At 65.7% G+C, this 12,266-nt stretch carries 10 protein-coding genes and 1 pseudogene; 3 read left to right on the top strand and 8 right to left on the bottom strand.

Annotation, left to right across the window (positions count from 1 at the left end):
- Nucleotides 1–33 precede the first annotated feature (33 nt).
- From VFV09_00135 to VFV09_00110, 6 genes and pseudogenes are all read right to left on the bottom strand, one after another.
- Nucleotides 34–414 (bottom strand): annotated as a pseudogene (locus tag VFV09_00135) (DUF488 domain-containing protein).
- Nucleotides 415–440: 26 nt separating this feature from the next.
- Nucleotides 441–701: a hypothetical protein gene (locus tag VFV09_00130; protein ID HEU4866109.1), complete on the bottom strand. Its 261-nt coding sequence runs from the start codon at nucleotides 699–701 to the stop codon at nucleotides 441–443.
- A 3-nt stretch (nucleotides 702–704) separates the two neighbouring features.
- Nucleotides 705–2,972, bottom strand: a complete 2,268-nt coding sequence (locus VFV09_00125) for an excinuclease ABC subunit UvrA (protein HEU4866108.1) — start codon at nucleotides 2,970–2,972, stop codon at nucleotides 705–707.
- A gap of 54 nt (nucleotides 2,973–3,026) precedes the next feature.
- Nucleotides 3,027–3,719 carry a class I SAM-dependent methyltransferase gene (locus VFV09_00120; protein ID HEU4866107.1) on the bottom strand — a complete coding sequence of 231 codons (693 nt, stop codon included), beginning with the start codon at nucleotides 3,717–3,719 and terminating at the stop codon, nucleotides 3,027–3,029.
- Between the two features lie 7 nt (nucleotides 3,720–3,726).
- A complete protein-coding gene (locus VFV09_00115; GenBank protein HEU4866106.1) occupies nucleotides 3,727–4,269 on the bottom strand; it encodes a YqgE/AlgH family protein in 543 nt (180 codons plus the stop codon).
- A gap of 3 nt (nucleotides 4,270–4,272) precedes the next feature.
- Nucleotides 4,273–5,301, bottom strand: a complete 1,029-nt coding sequence (locus tag VFV09_00110) for a winged helix DNA-binding domain-containing protein (protein ID HEU4866105.1) — start codon at nucleotides 5,299–5,301, stop codon at nucleotides 4,273–4,275.
- Between the two features lie 165 nt (nucleotides 5,302–5,466).
- Here VFV09_00110 and VFV09_00105 point away from each other — a divergent pair, with 165 nt between their 5' ends.
- The 3 genes from VFV09_00105 to VFV09_00095 are packed head-to-tail and all read left to right on the top strand — an operon-like array spanning nucleotide 5,467 to nucleotide 10,737.
- Nucleotides 5,467–7,587: a transglycosylase domain-containing protein gene (locus VFV09_00105; GenBank protein ID HEU4866104.1), complete on the top strand. Its 2,121-nt coding sequence runs from the start codon at nucleotides 5,467–5,469 to the stop codon at nucleotides 7,585–7,587.
- A gap of 40 nt (nucleotides 7,588–7,627) precedes the next feature.
- Nucleotides 7,628–8,377, top strand: a complete 750-nt coding sequence (locus VFV09_00100; protein HEU4866103.1) for a beta-phosphoglucomutase family hydrolase — start codon at nucleotides 7,628–7,630, stop codon at nucleotides 8,375–8,377.
- Nucleotides 8,374–10,737 carry a glycosyl hydrolase family 65 protein gene (locus VFV09_00095; GenBank protein HEU4866102.1) on the top strand — a complete coding sequence of 788 codons (2,364 nt, stop codon included), beginning with the start codon at nucleotides 8,374–8,376 and terminating at the stop codon, nucleotides 10,735–10,737. Before VFV09_00100 ends, VFV09_00095 begins: the two co-directional genes overlap by 4 nt.
- Here the strand turns inward: VFV09_00095 and VFV09_00090 are convergent.
- The gene (locus tag VFV09_00090) at nucleotides 10,734–11,747 is read right to left on the bottom strand and encodes a methyltransferase (GenBank protein HEU4866101.1); all 1,014 of its coding nucleotides are present in this window, start codon (nucleotides 11,745–11,747) and stop codon (nucleotides 10,734–10,736) included. The genes VFV09_00095 and VFV09_00090 overlap by 4 nt on opposite strands.
- Before the next feature lie 29 nt (nucleotides 11,748–11,776).
- On the bottom strand, nucleotides 11,777–12,266 hold a 490-nt coding region (locus VFV09_00085; GenBank protein HEU4866100.1), incomplete at its 5' end, for a hypothetical protein.

The raw sequence follows: 12,266 nt of genomic DNA, 5'->3' as shown, positions 1-12,266 counted from the left end.
ACCTCCGCCGGCGGCCACGACGGCATCGGCGATCAGTCGGCGGTGGCACCTCCACCACAAGGTCTCCGAGCACATGACGGCTGCTTTGCGTTCCTGCGAAACCTGCATCAGCCGCTTGAGCGCCTCACGGAACTCGGGCCGGTCCATGTGGGACGCGTAGGCACGAAACGCTTCGATCTCCCAGGTGCCGTGCCGTACCTCGGACTGCTCGTCCGGTTCTCTGCGGCCCCCCATGCTCTCTCCCCACCACTCGTAGGCAACCCCCGACCGGGCAAGAGCGTCGCCGAGGGCCCCCCTTCCGAAGTGGGGGTGTCGCTTGGAACCGGGGTAGCGGCGCACGTCGACCAGCAACCCGATTCCCGCGTCCAGCAGGACCTCAAGGAACTCATCGATGGAACGGGCCCCGTGGCCCACGGTGAAGACGGGATTCCCCGGATCCGTCACGCCCTATCGTCGGCGGGAAGGCCCCCGGCGCCGAAGAGGTTGGTGAATATCCCCTTGGCCGCCACCGCGCCCCAAACCGCTTCGAGCAGCAGGAAACCCCAGTTGCGGTCGAGGGCTGCGATCACAGCAAGGAGGCCCGAGCCCAAAAGGTTCGGTACCAGGTAAGGGAGCGACGCAGAATCGACCCGGCGAGCCTGCAAAAGCACGAACGGCACGAGGACGCCCAGGGCTCCGGCAATCTGAATAACGTCGCTCACGCCTCAGACGGTAGCGAATATCTCCAGATCCCGCCGGACGTGGTCGGCGGTCAGTGAATTCGCCGCCTTCACCAGGTCGCTCGGCGTCCCCTCGAAGACCACCTCTCCCCCGGCGCTGCCGGCATCCGGACCCAGGTCGATGATCCAGTCGGCGTTCTTGATCACATCCAGGTCGTGCTCGATGACAATCACCGTGTTCCCCTGGCTCACGAGCCGCTCGATGATCTCCAGCAGGTGCCCGACGTCCGACATGTGCAGGCCGGTGGTCGGCTCGTCCATTACGTAGATACTGCTCTTTTTGTGCAACTCGGTCGCCAGCTTCAGCCGCTGGCACTCACCGCCGGACAGGGTGTTCAGCGGTTGGCCGATCTTGAGGTAGCCCAGTCCGACGTCGACCAGTGCCGCAAGGACCTTCCCCACCTTCTTCTCGGTGAAGAAGTCCAGAGCGTCGGCCGAAGTCATCTCCAGGATGTCGCTGATCGATCGGCCCCGAACCTTGTGCTCCAGCACGTCGGCGGTGAAGCGCTTGCCCTCGCAGACGTCGCACGGCGACTTGTAGCCCTCCATGAACGCCAGGTCGGTGTAGATCACCCCAAGCCCCTGGCAGTTGGGGCAGGCGCCTTTGGAGTTGAAGCTGAACAACGAAGGGCTCACGTCGTTGGCCTTGGCGAACAGCTTTCGGATGTCGTCCATCATCCCGGTGTAGGTTCCGGCGTTGGAACGGCGGGAGACGCCGACCGCCGCCTGGTCTATGACCACCGCCTCCGGGTACAGAGGCAGGAACGAGTCGTTGATCAATGAGCTCTTGCCCGAGCCGGCCACCCCGGTCACCACGACGAAGACCCCGGTGGGGATGTCGACGGTCACGTTCTTGAGGTTGTTCGCGGCCGCGTTCTCAACCCGGAGCTTGCCCGAAGGCGGCCGGGCGTTCTCCTTCAGGGGAAGTTTGTGCTTCATGAACCGTCCGGTGAGGGTGTCGGCCTCGTAAAGGTCATCGACGCTCCCCTCGTACACCACATGTCCGCCCTGAGCGCCCGCTTTGGGGCCCATGTCCACCACGTGATCGGCAATCTCTATGACATCCCGGTCGTGCTCCACCACCAGCACCGTGTTTCCCTTGTCCCGCAAACGGAACAGGAGCTCGTTCAGCTGCTGGGTGTCACGGGCGTGAAGGCCCACGCTTGGCTCGTCCAGGACGTACATCATCTCGGTGAGGCTGGAGTTCAGATGCCGAACCATCTTGATCCGCTGCGACTCACCGCCCGACAGGGTGGCGGTCTGCCGGTCCAGGCTGAGGTAGCCGAGGCCTATGGTGATCAGGTGGTCCAGGCGCTCGACCAGGCTGTTGCAGATCGGGGCCGCCAGGGGGTCGGAGAAGCTGCGGATGACCTTTATCAGCTCGTTGGTCTCCATCGCCCACAGGTCGGTGATCGAGTAGCCGTCGATCTTGGCGCTGCGAGAGGCCTCGTTCAGCCGGAGGCCCTTGCAAGCCGGGCAGGTGGCGGAGTCCACGAAGGAGAGGAACACCTTCCGGGTGCGCTCGGGCATCTCGTTGACGTCCCTGGCTACATAGAGCCGCTTGAACTTCGTGACAATGCCTTCGTAGGTGGCGTTGAACTCCGAGCCGGCGAACTCCAGGGGCAGCTTGTCCTCGTGGTAGAGCAGCTTGTGCCACTCGTCCTCGGTGAAATCCTGCAGGGGTTTGTCGGCGGAGTAGAAACCGCTCTGGGCGTACAGACGCCACCACCAACCGCCCACCTTGTAGTCGGGATGCAGGATGGCGCCGTCGTTTAAAGACCTGGTTTTGTCGAAAAACTTGTCGAGGTTGAGCTGGGTGGTCCGGCCGATGCCGTCGCACTCCGGACACATGCCCTGGGGGTCGTTGAAGCTGAAGACGTTGGACCAGCCGATGAACGGCTTGGCGACCCGGGAGTAGAGCAGCCTCATCAGCGGGTTGATGTCGGTGATGGTGCCGACGGTCGAGCGGGAGTTGCCGCCGATCCGCTTCTGGTCGATGACGATGGCGGTCGAGATGTTCTCGATCGAGTCGATGTCGGGCTGGCTGTAGCTGGGCAGGAAGTTCCGGACGAACGCGGTGAAGGTCTCGTTCAGCTGCCGCTGGGCCTCCGATGCGATGGTGTCGAAAACCAAAGACGACTTACCTGAGCCGGACACCCCGGTGAACACGGTGATCTGCCGCTTGGGGATCTCGAGAGTGACGTTCTTCAGGTTGTTCTCGCGGGCGCCCGCCACTTTGATGAAGTCGTTCATTCCACAATTCTCATCGATAGCGGCTCCGTTTTCGAAAGCCGTTTCGGTTTAGCTTTAAGCCTTCACGCAGATGTACTGAGCAAAGATCTGATCGTCGCTGTACTCCGCCCTCTGGATCTTCAGCCCTGCTTTCTCCAGCATCGGCTCCAGCAGCCAGGTGAAGGTGCTGTTCTCGTCCCTAATGTGATCCTCAAACTCGGACCGGAGCCACTCCCCCTCGATGTCCGCACCGGAACTCGACATCCACGCCTCCAGTACCTCGGCCGCCTCCGACGGGTCGAAGCTGTAGACCACATCCCACAGCCGGAAGATCCCGCCCGGCCGGAGCATCCCGGCTATCCGGTCGACGGCAATCGCCTGCCAGAAGTCCGGCAGGTGGTGCAGCGCAAACCTGCTGTACACGAGATCGGCCGGATGTCCGTCGTGCTCGTAGGTCAAAAAGCCCGCCGAAACGCACTCGACGTTGGTCACCCTGGAGGCCTCCAGCTTCTCCCGAAGGCGTCCGAGCATCACCTCGGAAACGTCCACTGCGACCACCCGCTTGACCGCCGATGCGGCCTCAAGAGCGAACTGGCCGGTTCCGGCGCCGAGGTCGACCACCGTGGACTCCTTGCCGATGCCGAGCCTCAGTAGCTCGGCCAGCTCACGCTTCGCCTCGGCGTCCATCTTCTGGTCGTACCGGGCGGCGTGAACCGGGTCCCGGTTCTCCCGGCCGGCATAAGCCAGCTCGTCCGGAATCCACCCCATCAATTGATCAATTGTTGGAGGGATCCTCCGGCATCAAAGACAGCAGGCGGTAGCTGCCCCCCTTGCGGGACAGCACGGCGCTCCACAGCTTGTTCGGCTCGTCGGTGAAGATGTCCTCCGGGAATGCGTCCTCGATGATCCAGGCGTCCTCCTCGGCCTCCGATTCGAGTTGACCGGGGCCCCACCCTGCGTAGCCGGCGAAAACCCTGGCCCGCTTGATGGCCGGGTCGTCGCCCTCGCCGTTGTAGGTCGACAGCAATCCGATGGAGCCCACGACGATCCGGCCGTAGTCGTTGAACGACTCGAAGTCTGCCAGCACGATGGCCGCCTCCTGCTGCACCGGGCCGCCCACGAATATCGGCGAGCCTGGCTCCACCAACGAAGCCAGGTCGGGGGTCGCCTCGGCCACCGTCACCGGCGCCGGGCGGTTGAGAACCAGGCCGACGGCGCCCTGGTCGCTGTGTTCGGTGATGACCACGACGGTCCGCCGGAAGTTCGGGTCCATCAACGATCCGCTGGCGATCAGGAGGCTGCCCATCAGGTTTTCCATAACTCAACTATCCCCCGAAACTCCGCTAACGAAAGCCTCGAGGCGGGACGCCTCCTGGTCGACCTCCCGCCGCGTCGCCGGATCCAGCGGTTCGAACGGCTCCACCACAATCCGGCCCTTGTCGTTTCTCCAGGTTCCGGCAACTGCGCCGTCGACCAGGAGGGTGTTCACCGACTGGGGGTTCTTGACGTGGAACACGCGGGCCCGGTAGCGCTCGGGCAGGATCCCGGCGCGCCTGCAGTGGACCAGCAGCGAGGCGTCCCAGGTCGGCAGGAATCGGACCGGCACCGGCGTCCCCGGGTCCGGCAGCAGCCCGCCCGGCAGGTCGAAAAGCTCCCTGCCGGACGAATCCTGAAACGAGACGGTTTCCATCGCCTCCAGCCTCGGCGCAAGCATCGAAGCCGGAAGGCCGCTCCAGCTGACCAGGTCGCCCATGCCCGCCGGTCCGAAACCGTCGAGGTACCGCCGGATCAGATGGTCGACCCCATGCTCCTCAGCAACCGTGCACGGGCCGACCCAGTCCTCCGCCAGGCCGTAGAGATCGGCCCTGCGCCGGGCCCAGGTCCCCGATGGCGGCACCCGGACGAGGTCGACCCACAGGCCGATCCCCACCCACGTCTCACTGTCGACGCCGAGTTGTTTGACCAACTCGGCACGCTTCATGGGACCGGAGGACAGAATCGTACGGGTGCGATCGGCCAGGGCCTGCATCTGGTCGTCCGTCCGCTGGCCCCTCATCAGCCGCAGCCACATCTGCCGGCGGGCCGACCGCAACCCGGCCGCGAACAGCCAGTAGTCGTCGCGGGAAGCGAGGTGGATGGTGACCCGCATGAGGGTGCCCTGGATCACCGATCGGTCGTTCAGCGCACCGTCAAGATCGGACCGCTCCATCCCCAGCCGGCGAGACCACAGACCGACGTAGGAAGAGGGCGCATACTGGGCCTGCAAGCCTGCCATTTTTTCGAGAATCTCGGGCGTGGAGGCGGCTGCTCGATCGATCAAAAGCTGCCGGGCCAGAACCGCTCGATTCATTCTTTGGGCATCGATAACCTCGGGCGGATTCACCTTCACATTTTCCTTGGTTTCCTCTATTCCGAGCCAGGGTACGAACCGGCTACGATGGCCACGAACGGACTGAACCTCGTAAACATGCGACTTCACTCAGCACTCACCCGCGTTTTGGCCAAGTGGCCCTGGATGGCCGTTGGTGCAGTGCTCGCAGTTTCGGGGATTTACGGCCTCACTCGGCTGGTAACGCTGCCCCTCCCGGAGATGACGAAGCCGGCGCAGTCGTCGAAGATGCTGGCGGCCGACGGCCAGGTTATCGCTACGCTGCACGGCGAGGAGAACCGGACTCTCGTCCCGCTGCACGACATATCGAAGCCCCTGCAGCTGGCCGTGGTCTCCACCGAAGACCGGGAGTACTTCGAACACAACGGCATGAGCGTCAAGGCCATCGTACGTGCCGCCCGCGCGAACCTCGAGGGCGGCGAGATCCAGCAGGGCGGCTCCACCATCACCCAGCAGCTGGTCCGCAACACCATGCCGGAGATCGGCAAGGACCGCACCTACATGCGCAAGCTCAAAGAGGTCTTCTGGGCGATGCAGCTGGAACGCGAGATGAACAAGACGGAGATCCTGGAGCGCTACCTCAACACCGTCTACTTCGGCCGGGGAGCCTACGGCGCCGAGGCCGCGGCCCGCACCTACTTCAAGGTCGGCGCCAACGAGCTGACCACCGGGCAGGCCGCCTACCTGGCCGGCGCAATCCGGTCTCCGGAGCGGTACCAGATTGGAAGCAACCTGGAGGCTTCGGTTGACCTCCGCAACCGGGTGCTCGACGGCATGAAGACCGGCGGCTATATCAAGGCGGAGGAGGCCGAGGCGGCCAAAGCCGAGGACCTGCTCGCCCAGTACAAGCCGGGCATGACCATCGAGGTCGACTCGCCCCGTGCCGGCTACTTCGTTGAGTACGTGAGGCGCATTCTCAAGCGGGACTTCGGTTTGAACGACGAGGAGATCCTGGCCGGAGGCCTGCAGATCCACACCACTCTTGACCTGAAGGCGCAGGATGCGGCCGAACACGCCGTCCGCACCACCCTGGACCGCCCGGACGACCCCGAGGTGGCCCTGGTTGCGATGGATCCCGAAGGCCGGATCCGGGCGATGGTCGGCGGTCGTGAGGTCGACAACATCGATCGGTCCCGCGGCTTCAACTTCGCTGCCGACGTCAACGCGACCGGCGGCGGTCGGCAGGCCGGGTCGGCCTTCAAGCCGTTCGCCCTGGCGGCTTTCCTGGATGAGGGCAAATCCCTCTCCTCGACCTTCTCCGGCGCCGGTCCCGTCCAGCTGGACAGCCCGCAGTGCAAGAACGCCGACGGAAAGCCGTGGGAGGTCGGAAACTTCGGCAACGCAAGCTACGGCGCGATGGACATCACGCAGGCAACCCTCGCGTCGGTCAACACCATCTACGCCCAGATGATGGATGTCGTGGTGACCCCCAACAAGTTCATCGAGATCGCCGGCAGGACCGGAATCGACATTCCAGCGTTCGACGCCGGCTGCGCCCTGGCGCTCGGCACCACCGACGTCACCCCGATGGAGATGGCCCGGGCGTACACCACCTTCGCCCAGCGCGGGGAGCGGCCGGACACCCTGGTGGTCACAAAGATCGCCCGCCCCAACGGCGAGGTGCTCGTCGAGCGTCACCCGAAGAGGGAGAGGGCCCTCGACGCCAACGTCGCCGACTCGGTCAACTACGTTCTGGAGCGCAACGTTCAGTCCGGAACCGGAACCGGCGCCAAGATCGGGCGGCCGGCCGCCGGCAAGACCGGCACCACCCAGAACTTCCAGAACGCCTGGTTCGCCGGCTACACGCCCGAGCTGACCGCCATCGTGTGGATGGGCTTCCCACCCAACCCGGACGGCTACATCCCGGAGATGCAGAACGTTCGCGGCAAGCAGGTCACCGGCGGCTCGTTCCCGGCGACCATCTGGAAGAAGTTCATGTCGCAGGCCCTTCAGGGCACCAAGGGCACCGACTTTCACCGCCCCAGGTTCGGCGGCCAGATAGTCACTCCCAGGTTGCACGTGCCGTCGGCAACCCTGGCCAGCGCCGACGACCCCGTGGTGGTCGACGACGACGACTCCGAGTCGGCACCGGACGGCATTCCCGGCGCCGGCAACAGCGCCGCCGACGTGCTGGCGAACCGCCAGTCGGGTGGGTCCCCGCCGTCGTCGGGCGGTGGTGATCCGGCTCCGAAGAAGGCGGACGCGGCCGAAAAGATATCCTCACCCTGTTTCCCGTTCTGCGATTAAGGCCGGCTTTCTGTCTGCAAACTCACCGAAGCGGAGCCGCATAGGGCTGCCCGAGGGCATCACGGCGTGTCTTTTCGACCTTGACGGGGTGCTCACCTCAACCGCGTCTCTTCACTTCCAGGCCTGGAAGCAGATGTTCGACGAGTTCCTTCGAGTCGAAGCCGAGCTCAAAACCAAGGTCCCCGAGCTGTTCGAGATGTCCGACTACCTGGCATACGTGGACGGTAAGCCGCGGATGGACGGCGTGAAGTCCTTCCTTGCCTCCCGCGCGATCGACCTGCCGGAGGGTGAGCCCGACGACGCCCCGGGCTCGTTGACCCTGCAGAGTCTGGGGAACCGCAAGAACGACCTCGTCCTGGAGATCATGCAGGAGCAGGGGGTCGATGCCTTCGAGGGCTCCCGCCGCTACCTCGATGCGGTTGAGCAGGCGGGTCTCAAGCGGGCCGTCGTGTCGGCCAGCACCAACACCCCGTCGGTTCTCGCGGCAGCAGGGTTGGCCGGTCGCTTCGACACCGTGGTGGACGGCAACGTCGCCATCGCACAGGGTCTGCGGGGCAAGCCATTCCCGGACACGTTTTTGCACGCCGCCGAGATGCTCGGCGTGGAGCCCGCAGCCGCAGCGGTTTACGAGGATGCGCTTGCCGGGGTGGCAGCAGGCCGGGACGGCGGATTCGGGTACGTTGTGGGGGTCAACCGCGCCGGCCAGGCCGACGCACTTAGGGAGGCCGGAGCGGACCTGGTCGTTCAGGATCTCGCCGAGCTGCTGGAGTTGGAGCCGGAGGTTAGTTGAAAGCAAAACCCAGCTTCAAGCTGGAGCCGTGGCACGTCCGGGAAGAGTGCCTGGACCTCGCCACGCTGGCCGAGACCGAGTCGCTGTTCGCCCTGGCCAACGGCCACCTGGGCCTCAGGGGCAACCTGGACGAGGGGGAGCCGTTCGGCCTGCCGGGGACCTACCTGAACTCGTTCTACGAGCAGCGCCCGCTTCCGAGCGCCGAGCCCGGCTACGGGGACCCAGAATCCGGACAGTCAATCATCAACGTCACCAACGGCAAGATCATCCGGCTGCTGGTGGACGACGAGCCGTTCGACGTGCGCTACGGCGAGCTGGAGAAGCACGAGCGGGTGCTCGACCTGCAGGGCGGGACGCTCCATCGCGAGGTCGACTGGGTCTCCCCCGCCGGGCAGCGGGCCCGGATCACGTCGACCCGGCTGGTGTCGCTGACCCAGCGAGCCGCAGCGGCGATCCTCTACGAGGTCGAAGCGGTGGGCGGGCCGGCGCGGGTGGTCATCCAGTCCGAGCTGGTCGCCAACGAGCCTCTCCCCCAAACCCGCAAGGACCCCCGGGTGTCGCAGATCCTCGACTCTCCGCTCGAGTCGGAACAGTTCTCCGAGTGGGACACCGGGGCGGCGCTGGTCCACCACACCAATCGGAGCGAGCTGCGCCTGGCGGCGGCCATGGATCACATCTGGGAGGGACCGGAGGACACCGCGGTCCACGTGGATGTCTCCAAGGACATCGCCCGGGTTACCTTCACCAGCACCCTGAAGCCGGGCCACAAGATCCGTATCGTCAAGTTCCTGGCCTACGGCTGGTCGGGGGTCCGCTCCCGCCAGGCCCTGTTCGACCAGGTAACCGCCGCCCTCACCGCAGCAAAACACGCCGGCTGGGAGGGCCTGGTGAAGGAGCAGCGGAGCTATCTGGACGAGTACTGGGAGAGCGCCGACATAGAGATCGAGGGCGACCCCGAGGTACAGCAGGCGGCACGCCTCGGGCTCTTCCACGTCCTGCAGGCGGGGGCCCGGGCGGAAAAGCGGCCGATCGGAGCCAAGGGGCTGACCGGGGTCGGCTACGAAGGCCACACCTTCTGGGACACCGACATCTTCGTCCTACCGCTCCTGACCCACTCCGTCCCCAAAGCCGCCGGCGACGTGCTGCGATGGCGGCACGGCACGCTGGACGCCGCCCGCCGGCGGGCCAGGGACCTGGGACTGAAAGGGGCCGCATTTCCCTGGAGGACCATTGCCGGCGAGGAGTGCTCCGGTTACTGGCCGGCCGGGACCGCGGCCTTCCACATCAACGCCGACATCGCGTACGCCGTCACCCGGTACGTCGACGCCACCCAGGACGAACGATTCGAACGAGACGTCGGGGTGGAGCTGCTGGTCGAAACCGCCCGCCTGTGGGTGGGGCTCGGGCACTTCGACCGTGAGGGCAAGTTCCGCATCGACGGTATCACCGGGCCCGACGAGTATTCCGCCCTGGCCGACAACAACGTCTACACGAACCTCATGGCGCAGCACAATCTGCGGGCGGCGGCGGATGCCGTGGAGCGGCACATGGACCTGTCGCGATCCCTGAAGCTCGGGGAGGACGAGCCGGCCGGCTGGCGGGCGGCCGCCGAGGCCATGTACGTCCCTTACGACGAGACCCTGAAGGTGCACCCTCAGTCCGAGGGGTACACGCTGTACCAGATGTGGGACTTCACCAACACCGCGCCGTCACGCTACCCGCTGCTGCTGAACTACCCGTACTTCGACCTGTACCGCAAGCAGGTGGTCAAGCAGGCCGACCTCGTTCTGGCCATGGTCCTCCGGCACGACTACTTCCCCGACCCGGACCAAAAGGAGAGGGACTTCGCCTACTACGAGCGGATCACTGTGCGCGACTCGTCGCTCTCGGCGGCGTGCCAGGCGGTGATCGCTGCTGAGTTGGGGTACATGGACCTGGCTTACGACTACCTGGCCGAGACCGCCCTCGTGGACGTCGCCAACCTTCACGGCAACACCAGCGACGGGATCCACCTGGCTTCGATGGCCGGCACCTGGAACGTGCTCGTGGCCGGATTCGGCGGCTTGAGGGTCGGAGGTCCCTGCCTGGCTTTTTCGCCCCGCCTGCCCGACGGACTGACCCGGCTGGCGTTCAACCTTTGCTACCGGGACCGCAAGCTCTCCGTTGTCGTGCTGAAGGAGAAGGCCACCTACATGATCAAGTCGGGAGAGCCGATGACCATCAGCCACCACGGCAAGGAGTTCGAGCTGCTCGAGCATCACCTGGCGACCCACCGGATCCCCGAGTCCGCACCCCGGGCTCACCCAACCCAGCCGCCGGGCCGGGAGCCGCTCCGCCGAGGGCCCCTGCGCCGGGCCTAAACGGCGACGCCCTCGATCAGGTTGTACTCGAGGGGTAGCGGCATCACCCGCTCCAGCCGGAACCCCGTCTCGAACATTAGGCGGCCGAACTCCTCCTCGCTTCGCTCCCGCCCGCCGGTCACCGCCAGCATGTTGACGTCGGTGGCGGTGGCGTAGGCCCCGGGAAGCAGTCGTTCGACCACCAGCACCCGCCCTGACGGGTTGATCGCCCTGCGGCAGTTGGACAGGATCGTCAGGCACTGGTCGTCGGTCCAGTCGTGGAGGATTCGGGCGAACAGGTAGGCGTCCCCGCCTGCGGCGATCTCGTTGAAGAAGTTGCCGGCCACCGCCGTGACCCGGTCCGACACACCCAGGGCATGAAGGTTCGACCTCGCGGACTCCACCACCGGGCCGGAATCGTAGAGGATGCCTCTCAGGTGCGGGTGGGCGGCGAGAATCGAGCCGAGCAATGTGCCGTTCCCTCCCCCGACGTCCACGACCGTGGCGATCGAACCGAAGTCGTAGGCGGCGGGGACCGAGGCGAAGAAGACCGCTCCGGCGCCCATCGCCCGGTCGAACGCCCGGCCCCGGTCCGGGTACTTCTCCAGGTACTCGAACAGGCCTCGGCCGAAGGTGATCCGGAATGCGTCACGGCCGGTCTTGACCGCCACCAGCAACTCGCCGAAGGCCTGGTAGAACTCCTCCCCGAATACGAGAACCAGGTCCCGCATCGACCCGGACTCCCCCGTCTTCAGCTCGGCGCCGGCGGCATTCAGGGAGAACCGGCCTTCGGCGTCGAGAGAGAAGATGCCCTCCTGCGCCAGCAGGCGCAGCGTCCGGTGGAGCGCGTCCGCATCGGCTCCGATCGCGGCTGCCAGGCCGTCTGCAGACTGCGGACCGCCGTCCAGCAGGTCGGCGATGCCGAGCTTGGCGGCGACGTACAGCGCCTGCGAGCTGTAGTAGCCCATGGCCACTTCCTGGACTCGCCGGGCGCCCGAGTCACCTGCCACCGAGGGCTCCTTTGCGCTCACCGTTCAAGCCTACCGGTGGACGGCTTTTCCTAGGGCGAAGCTGAAGCCGAAGGTCTTGGAGTTGCTCCGGTGTCCTCGTCGGATCCCGAGTCGGCGCTGGGCTCCGGGGTCGGGTCGACCTTAGAGCCCTCGGTTTCCTCTTCACCCGTTACCGATTCCTCCGCCACCGCCGGAGCACCGCCCAGCTCCTCCTCCCGCTCCTCGGTCAGGCCGGGACGGCCGCTCGGGATGTCCCTGGTCTTCTCAAACGCCTCTCCTGCGGTCCACCGCTCCTGCTTCTGGATCGGTCGGTAGTCACCGTTGGGCCACAGGGTGTAAACGGCAAACACCAGACCGGCAACGCAGGCAATCCCCACCGCCAGCCCGGCGGCCGGACGGCTCTGGTGAAGGTTGCGAATGCCCTTTACTGACCGCTTGATGACGTTCCAGGCGGTCACGCCCATGCCTCCGATAGGCAGGACGAGCATCAGCGACTGAATCCCGCCGACGATCGCCTTGGCAATGTCCCCGCCCGACAGC

Source organism: Actinomycetota bacterium (assembly GCA_035759705.1).
GTDB lineage: Bacteria > Actinomycetota > CADDZG01 > JAHWKV01 > JAHWKV01 > JAJCYE01.
The sequence above is the reverse complement of the archived record's forward strand: the minus strand, read 5'-3'. Positions and strand labels throughout refer to the sequence as shown.

What these genes read in the sequence shown, in the direction of transcription:
- VFV09_00125 (HEU4866108.1), bottom strand. Translation starts at nt 2,972, where the DNA reads ATGAACGACTTCATCAAAGTGGCGGGCGCCCGCGAGAACAACCTGAAG.
- VFV09_00120 (HEU4866107.1), bottom strand. Translation starts at nt 3,719, where the DNA reads ATGGGGTGGATTCCGGACGAGCTGGCTTATGCCGGCCGGGAGAACCGG.
- VFV09_00115 (HEU4866106.1), bottom strand. Translation starts at nt 4,269, where the DNA reads ATGGAAAACCTGATGGGCAGCCTCCTGATCGCCAGCGGATCGTTGATG.
- VFV09_00110 (HEU4866105.1), bottom strand. Translation starts at nt 5,301, where the DNA reads ATGAATCGAGCGGTTCTGGCCCGGCAGCTTTTGATCGATCGAGCAGCC.
- VFV09_00105 (HEU4866104.1), top strand. Translation starts at nt 5,467, where the DNA reads ATGGCCGTTGGTGCAGTGCTCGCAGTTTCGGGGATTTACGGCCTCACT.